15 protein-coding genes are annotated in these 15,644 nt (G+C 59.1%); 9 read left to right on the top strand and 6 right to left on the bottom strand.

Translation table 11 applies throughout. The features are described 5' to 3' along the window. Positions 1 to 59 precede the first annotated feature (59 nt). Positions 60 to 1,130 carry a DUF2066 domain-containing protein gene (locus QUE41_RS06355; RefSeq protein WP_286342042.1) on the top strand — a complete coding sequence of 357 codons (1,071 nt, stop codon included), beginning with the start codon at positions 60 to 62 and terminating at the stop codon, positions 1,128 to 1,130. Between the two features lie 66 nt (positions 1,131 to 1,196). Further along, positions 1,197 to 1,904 carry a DnaA inactivator Hda gene (gene hda, locus QUE41_RS06360; protein WP_286342043.1) on the top strand — a complete coding sequence of 236 codons (708 nt, stop codon included), beginning with the start codon at positions 1,197 to 1,199 and terminating at the stop codon, positions 1,902 to 1,904. Between the two features lie 51 nt (positions 1,905 to 1,955). Here the strand turns inward: hda and QUE41_RS06365 are convergent, their stop codons facing one another. The 4 genes from QUE41_RS06365 to bepA form a co-directional block, all read right to left on the bottom strand. Then, entirely contained in the window at positions 1,956 to 3,851 is a 1,896-nt protein-coding gene (locus tag QUE41_RS06365) for a PKD domain-containing protein (protein WP_286342044.1), read from the bottom strand. Positions 3,852 to 3,915: 64 nt separating this feature from the next. After that, complete coding sequence (locus tag QUE41_RS06370; protein WP_286342045.1) at positions 3,916 to 4,293, bottom strand: DUF2069 domain-containing protein; 378 nt, start codon at positions 4,291 to 4,293, stop codon at positions 3,916 to 3,918. A 1-nt stretch (position 4,294) separates the two neighbouring features. Then, a complete protein-coding gene (arsC, locus tag QUE41_RS06375) occupies positions 4,295 to 4,645 on the bottom strand; it encodes an arsenate reductase (glutaredoxin) (RefSeq protein WP_286342046.1) in 351 nt (116 codons plus the stop codon). Positions 4,646 to 4,709: 64 nt separating this feature from the next. Then, entirely contained in the window at positions 4,710 to 6,158 is a 1,449-nt protein-coding gene (gene bepA / locus QUE41_RS06380; protein WP_286342047.1) for a beta-barrel assembly-enhancing protease, read from the bottom strand. Positions 6,159 to 6,584: 426 nt separating this feature from the next. Here bepA and QUE41_RS06385 point away from each other — a divergent pair, with 426 nt between their 5' ends. The 3 genes from QUE41_RS06385 to queE are packed head-to-tail and all read left to right on the top strand — an operon-like array spanning position 6,585 to position 8,570. Further along, complete coding sequence (locus QUE41_RS06385; RefSeq protein ID WP_286342048.1) at positions 6,585 to 6,803, top strand: sulfurtransferase TusA family protein; 219 nt, start codon at positions 6,585 to 6,587, stop codon at positions 6,801 to 6,803. Between the two features lie 25 nt (positions 6,804 to 6,828). Continuing rightward, positions 6,829 to 7,899, top strand: coding sequence for an AI-2E family transporter (locus QUE41_RS06390; protein WP_286342049.1), 1,071 nt, complete (start codon positions 6,829 to 6,831; stop codon positions 7,897 to 7,899). 59 nt (positions 7,900 to 7,958) lie between these two features. Further along, positions 7,959 to 8,570, top strand: a complete 612-nt coding sequence (queE, locus tag QUE41_RS06395) for a 7-carboxy-7-deazaguanine synthase QueE (RefSeq protein WP_502876019.1) — start codon at positions 7,959 to 7,961, stop codon at positions 8,568 to 8,570. Between the two features lie 63 nt (positions 8,571 to 8,633). On the opposite strand, the gene QUE41_RS06400 is transcribed toward queE, so the two are convergent. Both QUE41_RS06400 and QUE41_RS06405 read right to left on the bottom strand, forming a co-directional pair. Then, entirely contained in the window at positions 8,634 to 9,626 is a 993-nt protein-coding gene (locus tag QUE41_RS06400) for a hypothetical protein (RefSeq protein ID WP_286342051.1), read from the bottom strand. Between the two features lie 141 nt (positions 9,627 to 9,767). Next, positions 9,768 to 11,138, bottom strand: a complete 1,371-nt coding sequence (locus tag QUE41_RS06405) for an L-serine ammonia-lyase (protein WP_286342052.1) — start codon at positions 11,136 to 11,138, stop codon at positions 9,768 to 9,770. A gap of 355 nt (positions 11,139 to 11,493) precedes the next feature. Between QUE41_RS06405 and ycfP the strand changes: the two genes are divergently transcribed. From ycfP to QUE41_RS06425, 4 genes are all read left to right on the top strand, one after another. After that, complete coding sequence (gene ycfP, locus QUE41_RS06410; RefSeq protein ID WP_286342053.1) at positions 11,494 to 12,048, top strand: alpha/beta hydrolase YcfP; 555 nt, start codon at positions 11,494 to 11,496, stop codon at positions 12,046 to 12,048. A gap of 128 nt (positions 12,049 to 12,176) precedes the next feature. After that, entirely contained in the window at positions 12,177 to 13,604 is a 1,428-nt protein-coding gene (locus tag QUE41_RS06415) for a CHASE2 domain-containing protein (protein ID WP_286342054.1), read from the top strand. Next, entirely contained in the window at positions 13,597 to 13,980 is a 384-nt protein-coding gene (locus tag QUE41_RS06420; protein ID WP_286342055.1) for a hypothetical protein, read from the top strand. The genes QUE41_RS06415 and QUE41_RS06420 overlap by 8 nt, the downstream gene beginning before the upstream one ends. Further along, a complete protein-coding gene (locus QUE41_RS06425; protein ID WP_286342056.1) occupies positions 13,977 to 15,569 on the top strand; it encodes a M48 family metalloprotease in 1,593 nt (530 codons plus the stop codon). The genes QUE41_RS06420 and QUE41_RS06425 overlap by 4 nt, the downstream gene beginning before the upstream one ends. Positions 15,570 to 15,644: the final 75 nt, after the last annotated feature.

Raw genomic sequence — 15,644 nt, forward strand, 5'->3', positions numbered from 1 at the left:
TTCAACTTCCCTGCCTCTGTGATACACTCTGGCCATTGATGTTGACCCCGGGAATCTTCGTGAAACGACTCGCTTTTTTACTGCCTCTGCTGTTCTGCTCATCCGCCCTAGCGGTGGAGGTGGCCAACCTCTATCAGGCCCAGGTTCAGGTGGAAGGACGTGAGCGTGCCGAGCGCCAGCAGAAGATTCCCGATGCCCTGATGCAGACTCTGGTGCGACTGACCGGAGATGACGCCGTAGCCGAGGACCCCCGCATGAAGGGGATGCTGGGCAACCCCACCCGCTTTGTCTCCAGCTTTGGCTATGGCGGCGATCCCCTGACCCTGACCATCCAGTTCGATGGCTCGCTGCTGGTGAAAGAGATGCAGCAGCGACAACTGCCGGTGTGGGGCAAGCAGCGGCCCCTGACCCTGGGGTGGGTTGCCCTGGAGGATGAGCAGGGGGAGCGTCAGCTGATGTCAGAACAGCTGGACGCCCAGATGCTGGAGGCCTGGCGCGAGCAGTCCGAGTTGCGTGGCCTGCCCCTGTCCCTGCCGTTGATGGATCTTGAGGATGCCATCCGGGTGGGCCTCAATGACGTCTGGGGCTTTTTTGTGGACCCTGTGGCCGAGGCCAGTGAGCGATACCAGGCGGATTTCTTTATGCTGGCCAGGGTCTGGCCCGGTACCGAAGGCTGGTATTACGCCCTGGCCCTCTACCCCTATCAGCAGGGAGACCAGGCCGACCGCTATGGTTTTGGCAGCGTCCGCCGCAGTGTGATGCAGAAAAGCGGACAGGCCGAAGGGCTGGAGCAGGGGCTGATGGCCCTGCAACGGGAACTGGCCGGCTACTACGCCCGTCGTTACGCCACCGTGGCCAGCGAAGAGGAAGCCCAGAAACAGCTGGTGTTCGAGATTCAGGGCAGCATGTCCGAGCTGGTTGCCGTCGAGCGTTATCTGCGTGGCCTGAGTGCCATCGCCAGCCTGCAGGTGACCGCTTTGCAGGACCGTCAGGTGAGCTTTGCCGTTGAACTGGTGGGCTCCGCCGATGCCCTGGCGCAGATTCTCGAGCTGGAGCCTCGGGTGGAAACCCTGGTGTCTGACGATGAAATGGTCACTCAGACCCGATATCGCTGGATCGGCGATCAGTGAAATTGGGACGGGCGGGAGCCCGTGCTACAATGACGCCATCTTGCGGACTGGAGCTGTAAATCCCTAGTGCAATCGAATTCACCCATTCAGCTCTCCCTGCCTGTACATCTGCCGGACGATGAGACCTTCGGCAGTTACTACCCGGCGGCCAACCAGCAGTTACTGGAGGCGATTCGTCAGGTGGCCGAGGGCAAAGGGGAGACCGTCACCTACCTGTGGGGGCAGGCCAAGTCCGGCCGTACCCATCTGCTGCATGCCGCCTGCGCCCACGCCCGGGAGCTGGAACGGCAGGCGTTCTACCTCCCCCTGGGAATCCACGCCAGCATGTCGCCTGCGGTGCTCGATGGGCTGGAGGAGATCTCGCTGGTCTGTCTGGATGACATCGATCAGCTGGCCCGAAATCCCTTCTGGGAGGAGGCGGTGTTTGATCTGTACAACAGGATCAAGGAGCGCGGTGACTGCAAGCTGATTGTGTCCGCCAGTTGTCCCGCCGGCCAGGCCGGGTTCCTGCTGCCGGATCTGGTGTCCAGGTTGAACTGGGGGGTGCATTACCAGGTGCAGTCCCTGACCGACGAGGAGAAGCTGACGGCACTGCAGCGCCGGGCCAAGGCACGGGGACTGGAGTTGCCCGAAGATGTGGGCCGCTTTATGCTCACCAGACTGGCACGGGACCTGCGCACCCTGTTTGATGTGCTGGACAGGCTGGACAAAGCCTCCATGCAGGCTCAGCGTCGACTGACCATCCCCTTCGTCAAGGAGACCCTGCACCTCTAGCGGGTCGACTCAACGAGCATAAGAAAGGCCGCGTCTGCGGCCTTTTCTGTTTTAGTGGTTTTCCAGCTTCCAGTCCGGAGCCCTGCCCAGGTGGCGGTGCTGTCCCTCCTTGGGGGAGAGCAGGGGTGGCATGGCCTGGACCCGCGGGGCCGAGGTGGCCTCTTCCAGGGTCAGATTCTGGGCCCAGCTTTCGCCGCTGCGCATCTGGTTGGGGCTGGGGAGCCCTGAGATCACCTGGTCGGCGTTCAAGGAGGGCATCAGCTCGGTGAGCACCAGGTCCAGCCTGGGCAGTATCGCCGTTTCGCCGATGCGGCCCCGCTGGCCCCAGTCCACGGTGATGCTGGAGGCGGAGACCTGCTCAGGCAGGTCGGTGACCGCCACATCCCGGCGAATCTCATACCTGTGCATCATCATCGCCTCTTCAAACAGCATCGCCAGATCCTCTCTGGAGGTGGAGTAGCTGTAGTCGTCGTTGGCACGGTCGCCGGAGAAGAAGGCGGTGATGTCATCGGGCTGGTAGCTCTTCTGCAGGGTGGTGGCCTTGGTGCCTCTGAACTGCACGTCAGCCAGCGCCTTCATCTCGCTGCTTTGCAGCGGCAGGTCCCGGGTCAGGTGATCGGAGATCAGGGCATTCTGTTCGCTGCGCTGATAGAAGGCCTCAAGCAGGGTGGCACTGTTGATGCTGTCCCAGGTGCTGCTGGGGAAGAAGTCATTGGCATGGGCCAACTCGTGGTAGAGCAGGCTGGCCAGGTCGGGCTCCAGGGCGCCCAGGCTGCGGCTCGCTTCTAGGTGGGGCGGGTAGTAGACGCTGGCGTAGCTGTTGCCCTTTACATAGCGCCAGGGAAGCAGGAAGTTCAGTTCGCTGCCGAAGCCGCTGCGAAAATCCGGATCTTCATTGATGGTGGCCATCTGCCAGGGAGCCTGCCACAGATCCGACGGGTCAAGATAGATGGCGCCGGTGGCGACCCAGTAGAAGGAGGGGCGAACATCGGAACTGATCACCACAGCGGTAACCGCACCCAGCAGGCGGCGGAAGTCGCCATGGGTGTCGCGCTGTTCCAGGAAGCGCTTAAAGGCGTCCCCCATCCAGGGGTGGGAGACCACCACCCGCTCCATCACCTGGTCCACCGTGGGGTTCGGGTGGCTCTGCCCCAGCAGCGGCAGGGTCTCTATGCGGCAGGGGGAGGAGGAGGTCAACTGAGTGGAGTAGACGCAGCGCCCCAGGGCATCGGCCCAGGGGGAGTCTGAATCCCAGGCGACCACTCGGGCCAGGGGGGAATCAAACAGGGCGCCGGAGACCGGCGAAGGTTCGGCGGTGACCAGCAGGTAGGCGTTGTCAGCGACATTCTGGCCATTGTCACTGGCGCTGGCGCTGATGCGAATCAGGGTGTCCTGGGTCACTGCGGGGGCGGTAAAGGTCAGCAGTTCAGGGTCACTGTTGTCCATGTTGCTGATGTCAGGACCGGAGCGCTGCTGCCAGCTGATGTTCTGCAGGGGCTGGCTGCGATCGCCGCTGCGACCCAGGCGCATGGAGACCCGTCCGCCGGAGGGCACCACCTGATCCCCTCGGATCCGGGTTGCCGACACCGGCTCCGTGGTGCTGATGTCCACAGGCGCTTGGATGACGTTGCCCTGGGTGTCGGTTATGGTTAGCTGAAACTCGTAGAGGGTTGCCTGGGGCGCCTCGAACGCCGCCATGGGCGATCTGGGGTTGGTGATGTTGACCGCCGGCCCTGAGACTTGAGACCACTGGAAGCTGAGATCCCGGCTGGGGACACCATCGACGGTGGCCACCAGGGCCACACTGCCGTCGGCCGCCGGGCTCAGGTTCAGCCTCAGCTGTGACGAGGGAGGAAGCGGCGTGGGATCAGGGGAGGAACCTCCGCCTCCTCCGCCACAGGCGGCGAGCAGAGTTAAGGCGGTCAGTGCAATCCAGTGCTTCTTCATAGGCTCTCTCCCATAGGGGGTTAACATGGGTGCAGCTGGCCTCCCTGGCCTGCCCGTACCCTTTCTATTGCTTCTTTTTCTTCAGCCCCAGGCCCAGTTCTCTGCCGCGGCTGCGGGCGTAAAAGCTGCTGGCCAGCAGCCAGCTCAGGAGCATTACTGTGGCCAGGGCTGGCCACCAGAATGCCTCTCTGGCCACCCAGAGTTGGGTCAGGCTGGCCACCAGATAGAGGCAGGCGATGAAGCCGGACCAGGCATGGGTGTAGGGTTTCCCCTTGAGCATGCCGGGAAGGGGCAGGAACAGGGGCACCAGCATCATCAGGCTGAACCCCAGGGAGTATCCACTTCCTGGCGCCAGCCACAGTTGCCAGAGGGGAATGTACAGCAGACAGCTGAGGTAGCTGCCCAGGGCGATGCGGCCCAGGCTTTCGCTGTTGCTCACCATCTTATTTGAGGATCTCCAGCACCTGCTCAGGGGGACGGCCGATGGCGGCTCGGTTGCCATGGACCACGATGGGGCGCTCAATCAGTTTGGGGGTGCTGAGCATGGCGGCGATCAGGGCGTCATCTCCGGCATCGGCCAGGTTCTGCTCCTTGTATTCCGCTTCCTTGGTGCGCATCAGCTGGCGGGGAGTCAGCCCTAGCATCTCCAGAATCTGACGCAGTTCCGTTTCCGAGGGGGCCTGTTTCAGGTACTCATACACTTGAGGGGTGACCCCCTGCTCCTCCAACAGGGCCAGCGTTTGACGGCTCTTGGAGCAGCGGGGGTTGTGCCAGATGCGGGTCGTTTGGGTCATGGTTATGAACTTCCTGTGATCATGATCTCATTATGGGGCCATTCTACGTTGGCCCGCCATCAGATCAAAGGGATTTCATCTCCTGTTCCGACTTGCGCAGTTCCTTGATTCTGGCATCGATGCGTGCCTTCTGCAGCGGATTGTCCCGGGTCTGGCGGTAGGCGTACTGAAGCTGTTCAATCGCCTGGCCGTAACCGGCCGACAGGGCCAGCAGCTCCGCCTGGACCATATGGCGCTCGGCGGTCAGGCCCATCTTGCGGTAGACCTGGGAGAGCAGATCGTAGGCCACCACGCTGTCCTTATTGAGCAGAATCTGGTGCTCAAGCAGGGCGCGGGCCTCTTTGAGCTGACCCGTCTGCAGCAGCACGTTGGCTAGGTTGATCTCGATGACGCTGTTGTCGGGCCTGAGCTTCTGTGCCTGGCGCAGCAGGGAGATTGCTTCCTTTGGGCGCTTCTGCATCAGCAGGATGTCGGCGGCGGTGTCCAGGTAGAACAGGTTTTGCGGATCTTTGGTCAGCAGGGCCTTGAGCTCCTTCTCCGCCTCATCGAAGCGCTCCATGTCCAGCAGGGTCAGGGCCTTGCCGTAATGGGCGGCGTCGATGACCACAGGGTCGCCCATCTTGGCCTGCTTATCGAACAGGAACAGGGCGTGGTCTCTGTCTAGCTTGGAGTAGCGCACCTGCACCCTGGCCTTGGCCAGATGGAACAGCAGATTCTCCGGTACCGGACGATAGGGGTAGAGGGCAGCCCGGGCGCGGGCGTCGGCCACCCGGCTTTCCGGCAGGGGGTGGGTCAGCAGCATCTGCGGGGGCTTGCTGGCAAAGCGGTATTTGGCCGCCATCTTGCCGAAGAAACTGGGCACGGCGTTGGGATCGAAACCGGCGGCCGCCAGGGTCTTGATGCCGATGCGGTCCGCCTCTTTTTCGTTGCTTCGGGTGTAGTTGATCTGCGCCTGCTGGCTGATGGCCAGGGTCGACTGCAGGGCGGCTATGCCCGCTTCCGGGGAGGCCATGGCCAGGATGATGGAACCAATCACCCCGGCCACCGTGGCGGGGGCGGTCTTCTTCTGGGCTTCAATGGCCCGGGCCAGGTGGCGCTGGGTCACGTGGGCAATTTCGTGCCCCAGTACCGACGCCAGCTCACTCTCGTTGTCCGCCTCCTTGATGATGGCGGTGTGAACCCCCACATGGCCGCCGAAGAAGGCGAAAGCGTTGATTTCGTTGTTGTTGATCAGAAAGAAGGTAAAAGGGGTTTTGACGTTGTCTGCCCTGGCCACCAGCCGGTTGCCCAGGTCATTAAGGTACTCGTTCATCACAGGATCGTGGATGATGGGAAGCTGACCACGCAGCATCCGCATATAGAAGTCCCCAATCTGACTCTCCTTGTCGATGGAGAGTGTGCTGGAGGCCACGGTGCCAAGCTCTGGCAGCTCCGGTTGAGCCTGGGCTGCGGTGAGCCCCAGGGTCGCGCTCAGCAGCGCGGCTCCCAGAGTAAGTGAAAAACGTCTGATCACGTGTGTCCTTGATGTCCGTTTCTGATGATGTTCCGGCCAGTGTACCTGCATCCGCCTGTGAATGACCACAGTGTTGCGCAGGCATTTACCCGAAGTTAAGGGAGTAATGCTATGTTTTAGCTTAGGTTATTCCGGTCTTTGGTTGTCGTTTCGCTCCGGGGTGGCCTGGATTGTTATCGGGGTGCGTTGGCCTTTGCCGTTCTGGGAGCGACTTGGCATCCATGGGGAAACGACAATCGGCAGAGCGCAGCCTGCCTTAGTTAGTCTGCGCAGAGGCCCTTTGGGTTCCAGCGACTTTACATAATCTTGCATCCCAGGTTTGTGGTTTGCCTGAGCTAGGGGGATAATGGCGCCCGATTCGTGGCGGTTTTCTTGCGGGGATGAGTTTCCCTGATGAGGGCCCATTTAGTCGGCAGGGAAGTCAGGATGCAATTTGTTGATCTTTCATCTTATCGTTGTCCAATGGCCTTCGTTCAGGCCAAGCTGGCGATGAAGGATCTACGTGGGGACGGGGCGCTGGAACTGCTTATCGGCGACCCGGCAACCTTGCGGGATCTGATCCCCTATGCTCGGCGCTGCGGCTTTTCGGTGGAATCCGAGACCCGGCCACAGGGGACGGCAGTCTATCTGCGCCCGCAACATTAAAAGACAGAAAAGGTTTTAGAAAAGTATGTGGAATCTACTCCGCAACTGGTACCAGGAGAAGTTCTCCGACCCTCAGGCGGTCACCCTGGCGCTGATCCTGATGGTGGGCTTTGCCATCATCTACTTCTACGGCAAGCTGATTACTCCGCTGCTGGTGGCCGTGGTGCTGGCCTACATGCTGGAATGGCCGGTGGCGCAAATGGCCAACCGGGGCCTGCCACGCTCTTTGGCGGTGTCGCTGGTGCTGCTGGTGTTTGTCGGGGTGATGATGATGTTCTGTCTCATCGCCCTGCCTCAGATCTGGAATCAGGGGATCAGCCTGGCTCGTGAACTGCCCGACATGATTGGTCAGGCTCAGGGGATGGTGCTGACCCTGCCCCAACAGTATCCCGAGGTGATCAGCGAGCAGCAGGTCCATGAATTGATGCAGAACCTCAACAACCAGATTCTGGCCTGGGGGCAGCAGGTACTGCAGATCTCTCTGGGTTCCCTGGTGGACCTGGTGGCCCTGGCGGTCTACGCCATTCTGGTGCCGCTGCTGGTGTTCTTTTTCCTCAAGGATAAGCGTCAGCTGCTGCGCAGCCTCAGCCGCTTTGTGCCCAGCAATCGTGAACTGGCCAAGCAGGTGTGGGCCGAGATGAACGGCCAGATCGTCAACTACATTCGCGGCAAGGCCATTGAGATCTTGATCATCGGCGTGGCCAGCTACCTCACCTTCCTGTTTATGGACCTGCGCTACGCCGCCCTGCTGGGGCTGGCCGTGGGCCTGTCGGTGCTGATCCCCTACATCGGCGCTACCGTGGTGACCATTCCCGTGGCCCTGGTGGGCCTGTTCCAGTGGGGGGTGACCCCACAGTTCGGCTATCTGATGCTGGCCTACGGCATCATCCAGATGCTGGATGGCAACGTGCTGGTGCCGATTCTGTTCTCCGAAGCGGTGAACCTGCATCCGGTGGCGATCATCATCGCCGTGCTGATCTTCGGCGGCCTGTGGGGCTTCTGGGGGGTGTTCTTTGCCATCCCCCTGGCGACCCTGGTCAAGGCGGTGATCAACGCCTGGCCCAGCACTGAGATGGTGCAGGAGGCGGGTCAGTGAGTCAGCTTCCCGTCAACGAGATCTTCGAAACCATCCAGGGCGAAGGGCAGTTTACCGGCATGCCGGCGGTGTTCCTGCGTCTTCAGGGCTGCCCGGTGGGGTGCCCCTGGTGCGACACCCGCCATACCTGGGAGGTGGAACCTGAGCATCAGGTGGACCCTGAACAGATCATCGGGGTCAGTGGCGACAAGCCAATCTGGGCCCAGTATGACGAAGCCCAGCTGGTGGCCCTGCTCACCGACGGCCGCTACAGCGCCCGTCACCTGGTGATCACCGGTGGCGAGCCCTGTCTCTATGATCTGACCGAACTGACCGAACGGATGCACGCCGCCGGCTGGCGCTGTCAGATTGAGACCTCCGGCTGTGCCGAGGTGCGCTGTGACGAGCAGACCTGGGTGACGGTATCGCCCAAGGTGGGGATGAAGGGCGGTCTGCCTGTGCTGGCGCAGGCGCTGGCGCGGGCCGATGAGATCAAGCACCCCATCGCCACAGAGCGTCACATTGAGGAGCTGGATCAGCTTCTGGAAGGCCAGGCCCTGCCGAGAAACCCACAGATCTGCCTGCAGCCCATCTCCACCAAGAAGCGGGCGACCGAGTTGGCCATCGACACCTGCATCAAGCGTAACTGGCGACTGTCGGTTCAGACCCACAAGTATCTGGATATCGATTAAGCGGCTCGACAGCCCCGATAAAAAAAGACCGCCATCTGGCGGTCTTTTCTGTTTCTGGGCAGGTTATCTGGGCTGATCGGCCAGCAGGTACTTGTCTATCTCCGCCCTGGTCATCTTGTGGATGCCGCTGGCCGGAGCCGCCTGGATGGTGAAGAAGTAAAAATCCGGGCCCAGGGTGTCACCCAGCATCTCTCTGGAGAAGGTGAGGTAGGGCGCATGTTGGGCGTCGTCTTTGCTCAGCTTACCGGCATCCTGGCCCTTGTCGGTGCAGCACCAGGAGTGAACCCCCAGAGTGGCGCCATCCTGATAGACTCTGTGGTAGCCGGCGGAGAAGAGATCCACGCCGCCGGAGTGGGCCTCGCCCCCTTTACGAATCTCTGTGGTCAGCTGGGCATTGCGCACCAGGCGGCTGGTGTGCAGGTTGATGGCATCGTTCACCGAGCCCTCCACATTCTCCAGGACCAGGGTCTTCAGGCCAGGGTTGTTCTCCAGCAGAGCCTTGAGCTTGATGTAGCTGGAGGTGCCCAGGGCGCCGTTGACGAAGGCGGTGGTCTTGGCCTCATCCAGGCGGAAGCTGGCGTTGCCTGCGCTCAGCAGGGCTTCATTGAAGACAAATTCAACGTTGTACAGCCCCTGGGTGACGGGCTCCTCGACGCTGCCCTCCATCTTGAAGTTGTCGCCCTCAGAGGTGACGGTGATCGCCTTGTGGCTCAGCTCGTCTCCCACCCGGTCAATTTTAAAGCTGGTGGCGATGGGCGTTTCCTTGTCGAAGTCGAAGCCAAAGGTCAGGACGCCCTCGGCGAACTTGACCACAATGAGCTTCTCCTTCTGGGACATGTCATAGAACTCCACCGGGTACTCTTTTCCGTCCAGGGTAAGTTTGATCTGGTCGTACTGGCTCTGGAAATTCGCCACATAGGCGGCCACCTTGTCGGGCTGAATGAAGTGAGCCTCTTTGGTGCTGGCCTTGTCATTGTCGCTGTTGCCGCTGCTGCCTCCACCACAGGCTTGCAGTGCCAGGGTCAGGAGGAGTACCGAGAAAACTCTTAACGTCATGGTTGTCTCTCTGTCTGTGTTTTGTTGCAGAGATTTAACCAAATAACCGGCCTGCGCTTTGTAACCCTTTGTATCCTTGCGCTGACTCAGGACCAAAAAAATCCCCGCCGGGGCGGGGATCTTCAACTCGTTACAAAACCGTCAGCACTCGACGATGTTCACCGCCAGACCGCCACGGGCGGTCTCCTTGTACTTGGTACGCATGTCCTGGCCGGTTTCCCACATGGTCTTGATCACCTTGTCCAGGGAGACCTTGTGCTGACCGTCGCCACGCAGCGCCAGGCGGGAGGCGTTGATCGCCTTGACCGCGCCCATGGCGTTGCGCTCGATGCAGGGCACCTGCACCAGGCCGCCCACGGGGTCGCAGGTCAGGCCCAGGTTGTGCTCCATGCCGATTTCCGCGGCACACTCCACCATGGCCGGGGTGCCGCCCATGATCTCGGTCAGGGCGCCGGCGGCCATGGAGCAGGCCACGCCCACTTCACCCTGACAGCCCACTTCGGCGCCGGAGATGGAGGCGTTTTTCTTATAGAGGATGCCGATGGCGGCGGCGCTCAGCAGGTAGCGGCAGGCGGTCTCTTCATCCACCGGCTGCACAAACTTGTCGTAGTAGCAGAGTACCGCGGGCAGGATGCCGGCGGCGCCGTTGGTGGGGGCGGTGACCACCCGGCCACCGGCGGCGTTCTCTTCGTTCACCGCGAGGGCAAAGAGATCCACCCAGTCCATGGCGTTGAGAGGATCGCTGCTGTTGCACCCCTCCACGGTGAGTCTGCGGTAGAGGGTGGGGGCGCGGCGGCGCAGCTTCAGGCCACCAGGGAGGATCCCCTCGTCCCGGCAGCCACGCTCCACACACTGTTTCATGGTAAGCCAGATGGTCCACAGCTGGGCGCGGATGGCGGCCTCGTCGGCCACCACCTTTTCGTTGGCCATCATCAGTGAGGCGATGGACAGACCCTGCTCATTACACAGCTCCAGGAGCTGAGCGGCGCTCTCGAAGGGGTAGGGCAGAACCGGGCCCTGACTCAGAGTCACCGGCTGGGCGATCTCACTCTTGTCCAGGACAAAGCCGCCTCCGACGGAGAAATAGGTCTGCTCATAGACCACCAGTCCCCGCACCAGGGCGCGCAGGGTCATGGCGTTGGCATGTTGGGGCAGGGTTTTGCGTCTGTGGTAGGTGAGGCCATCGGCCCGGGTGAAGCTGACCCGGCGCTGGCCTCCCAGAAGCAGGGCTTCTTCGGATTCAACCTGGTCCAGTTTGCCCTGGACGCTGTCGGTGTCGACGGCTTCAGGCTCGTCGCCCAGCAATCCCAGCACCACGGCTTTGCCGGTGCCGTGACCCTTGCCGGTCTGGCCCAGGGAGCCAAACAGCTCACACTGAATCTCATCGGCCTGCTCAAACTGCTGATGCTCTTTGAGCTCATCGATAAAGCGATTGGCTGCCCTCATCGGGCCCACGGTGTGGGAGCTGGAGGGGCCGATGCCGATACTGAACATATCGAACACGCTGATCATAAACGGTATCCCTGTTGTGTCGTTGCCCGCAGGCGGATGGCTGATGGTAACCCAGGCGGAGGGAAAGCAAAATCCGACCTGACTCAATTAGCATAATATCTCGTGGCTGTGCTGTCCTGCCGATGTCTGTGCCGAAGCGGGTGTAACCTCAGGGGAAGTGCTCTGGAGAAAAACTGTTCGGGAATGGGATTCACACTGGATTGGGCCCATACTGGTTAGAGACACACTTCTGGGGTGGGGTTGAATTGGGCTCACCTGGCAAAATTCGACCAACCGTGATCCAGATCAGGGTTTGCCCTTTGAATGGTCCAGCCCTGTGGCTATAGTGGTCCCAAGCTAATGGAATGGTTTCGCTATGATTATCTACCTGCACGGCTTTGATGCCACCAGTCCCGGAAATCACGAGAAGGTGCTTCAGCTGCAGTTTGCGGATGAAGATGTACGTTTTATCAATTACTCCACCCTGCATCCCCGTCATGACATGCAGCATCTGCTGAAAGAGGTGGAGAAGCATAAGAAGTTCAGCGACGATGCCAATCCGCTGATCGTCGGTGTTGGCCTGGGCGGCTTCTGGGCCGAACGGGTGGGCTTCCTCTGTGGCATGCGTTCCGTGGTGTTCAACCCCAATCTCTGGCCGGAAGAGAATATGGTGGGGCTGATTGACCGACCTGAGGAGTATCGGGACATCAAGGAGAAGTGCGTCAAGGCGTTCCGCGAGCGAAATCGCGGCCACTGCCTGTGCGTCCTGGCCCGCAATGACGAGGTGCTGGACACCAAGCGCATCGAGTCGGAGCTGGGGGCCTACTACCCGGTGATCTGGGATGAGACCCAGACTCACAAGTTCAAAGATATCTCCAAACAACTCAGGGCCCTGTCCCAATTTAAAACAGAGGAGCGCGACTGCGCCTGAAGTTTTAGCCAATCTTGGGGCGGTGTTCACAAAATCACCGCCCTCTCTTTACGCTTGTTATTGATACTGTTAGTTTTTATTCACTTTAAGGAAATGCTAATGTACTGATCGCTGTTAAGGAAGACAGTTTGTTCAACCGATTCAAAGTCAAAGCCGTTCTTATGGCGCTGCTCATGGCAGCGATCTTCACTTCCGACCCCTTTGGCCTTCAGAGTGCTTCAGAAAGCCACAACGAAACACTGGTCAATCGCTATCTCTCCCCTTTTGTTCCGGACACCTTCGCAGATCAGATAACGGTTGTTCTCATTGATGAGCGATTTGTCGCCAATACCCAGGATATCTACCCTGTTCCCTATTCGGATCTGGCAAGGGTTCTTAAGAACCTCAACGCTCTTAAGTCTGGTCCCATCTTTTTTGACATTCTTCAGCACTATGAGCATTCACCTGGATTGAATCGGTGGCTCAATCGGTTACGCAGAAGTGATGCGCCGGTGGTCATGGCCAGTTCCCCCAAGTTTGATACTGATGCCCGGCTTAGTGACCCGAATAGCCTGCGTCATGCGATTGCCGGTGTTTCCACTCTTGGAGCCGTGTCTTGGGATGGAGTTGGTTACCACTACCCTCTGGTGTGGGAGGAGGGAGGTCTGGTCCGAACCAGTGCTGCGCTGCGCCTGTACCGGATTTGGTGTCAGGACAATGGCCGTGAGTGCGAAGGAGATGCTCGGTTTCAAGAACCTATGACGGTGCGTTGGAGTAACCGTCATGCACCGGATCAGGAGAGGATTCTCAATCTCAGCAGTCAATGTCAGCAGTCGAAGGGAGCCGCTTACCGGCAATCGCTGTCTGCCATTTTCGGGGACCTGGCCCAAGGTTTACTCTCCGATGACGATACTGAGCTCAGTGGGCGCTACCCCTGTCCGCAGATCCTTACCATCAGTGCCTGGGAGTTGATGGAGCCCGGTGCACTCAAGGATCCTGAGCTACGCAATGTGATTGAGAACCGGGTGGTGATGGTTGGTTACGATCTGGAAGGGCTGGCGGACCGAGTGTTGTCGCCGGTTAACGGAAACCTTCCGGGAGTGTTCCAGCATGCTGTGGCCCTCGAGAATCTGATGCTGTTTGGTGACCAGTACTGGCATAAGCCTTCGGAGTTTGATGGATGGGGTTTTGGCTTTTTCGACGTGGTCAGTTGGTTTATTGAGTTTCTTGTGCTGTGTTGGGTGTTTGATTACCGGATGCGATACATCGAAGTTCAAACCGAGCTGTGTCATGAAGAGCGGCTCTCTGCGGCTCTGTCAGGGTTAAAACAGGCGCTGCTGTTTGCGTTACTCACATTTGGAACTGCGATGCTGCTGAGCTCCCAAATGGGGATTGGCATCGTTAACCTGCATATTCTGGTGCTGATAGTTCTGTTGGCCCTGCCTACCTGGTGTTTCTATTTGGTGTCTGCTCTGAGGTGGACACTGCTTCCCGATTTTTCTGGCGGTACCTGCCCCGATTCCACAGAGATGGGCGGTGCCTTAACGACTTCGCGTCAAGGAAGTGATGATGATTAAACCGTATATATCCGCCATTCTGGCTCTGGGTGTGCTGGCTCCTTCAGCACAATTGGTTGCCGCAGAGAAGGTGCTGATCTTGGATTTCACCATGGACACTGTGGAGATCTGCGACAGGCAGGAGAACTGCAAGGATGTGCCCAGGGCCGAGCTTCCGAAAGACACCGGCTTGCCCCTGGAGGTGAAGAGTTACGACAAGCCGACCGGAATGTTGATGTACAAGCTGGAGGAGGTTGAGTACTGGGTCCATCAGTCAGAAGTCAGCCTCAATCAGAAGGCCAGTGCCAGCTACATCTGCACTTCGCACACGATAGCCCGCAAGAGCGATGAGGAGACTTTTGGCTCATTGGGGCTGGGTGAGGGGTGTGACCAATGAAGAAACTGTTTGTTCTGGTGGCCGGACTGGCTCTGGTGGGTTGCAAGACCACCTTGCCTCTTGTGGGAAGTAGCACTTATGAGACGGTTAACGGTACTTTTCTTAACTCCACCGCCCTGGCCGATGCCAAGGCGAAATCTGTGAAGGAGAAGGCCCCCGAGGAGATGATGGTGGCCTACCGTCCTGGCGCCGATCGTCACCTGATTGAGAGTCGCAAGATGGATGAGTACCTGCAAGGGGTACTTGGCAAGGTCCTGGCTCAGTGGCCTCATCCATTGGAGCGGCCTATTAAGGTGAAGGTCACCGCTAACCGTGCCTTTACCGCACGGGCTGAAACCGACACCATTATTCTCTCCATGGGGCTGATTGCAGACATCGAAACCGAGGATGAGCTGGCCTTTGTCCTTGCCCACGAAGCGTCTCATATCCTGTTGGGACATCAGGATACCAACGATTATTTCCTGGCGCAGAAGGTGGTGGTGGAAAAGGCAGCAAATGTGGCGATCAACGCAGCGTTTCTTGCTGACCTGGAACACACTAAAACCGAAAAGGGATTCAGGATCTCCACCAAGAACAGTGAAAAGTCTCAGCAGCAGATGGTGGATGCATATAAGACCGGCCTAACCATCAACCGTCTGAGCCGGGATGTCATCAGTTCGGCGGTGTCGCGTGGGCAGGAGGATGAGGCGGACCTGCTTGGGTTGGACCTGATGGTTCTGGCGGGATACAGCCCTGCCTCTTACCAGTCAGTTCTGGAACGCATGGGCAGCAGTCAGACCTTTTCTGAAGAGCAACTTCAGGAGAAGAAACAGGATTTTCAGCAATTCGTTACCCTAGCCACCAGTGGAGAGATCCCTGAGGGAGGAAGTACCTGGGAAACCATCGGTTATATGGCGGCCAATGAAGGGACAACTCGGCTACTTCAGTGGTTTTCTGATCGGCATAACAAACCGGAAGCGCGTATCTCCGACCTGGCACACTATGTGAAACGGGAGTATCGAAAAGAGCGTCGTCGTCGTCAAAGCAGTGACGCCCTGCAGGCACTTAAGAGTGACAATGAGCTGAACCGTTACTGGTTCGCATCGGAAGCGTTCAGAGCCTTGGATAAGGGGTTTGTTGACAAGGCTGAGGCGCTCGCTCGCAAGTCCTTGACCGGCAGTACTTCGCGTCACGCTTATCCGCGATTTGCCATGTACAGTGTGCGCATGGCCCAGGGTAATAAAACTAAGGCGGCACAGAACCTGGACTTGATTGAGAACTGGGAAGATGCCTCCATTCAGACCTTTATCTTGGCCTCTCAGGCGTACCGCGATCTGGACCAGTTGGACAAGGCTGATTCTATTCTTACGAGGGGGGAGCAGGTGGTTGGCAGTCGCACTCCTTTCCATGTGGATCACATCGCTCTTTATCGGAAGCTTGAAGATCAGGACAAGGTCGCGGCTGAACTGGAGGGGTGCAAGGGCGTAGGTACTGAAGAGATTGTTGTTCAATGTCATCAGGCAGCAGGTATAGCTTATGCCGATGAGAAAAAGGATGACAGTACCTTGGGAAGCTTGGCGGATTCGGTTACCAGCCTGATTAAGCTATAGAGATATCAATGGAAGCCGGCTTTTTTTGCGGAAGCCGGCAGTTCCGATGAAGCTGCTATATTGAAACTAACTGTT

This window comes from Ferrimonas sp. YFM, from assembly GCF_030296015.1.
In the GTDB taxonomy this organism is placed as follows: Bacteria; Pseudomonadota; Gammaproteobacteria; order Enterobacterales; family Shewanellaceae; genus Ferrimonas.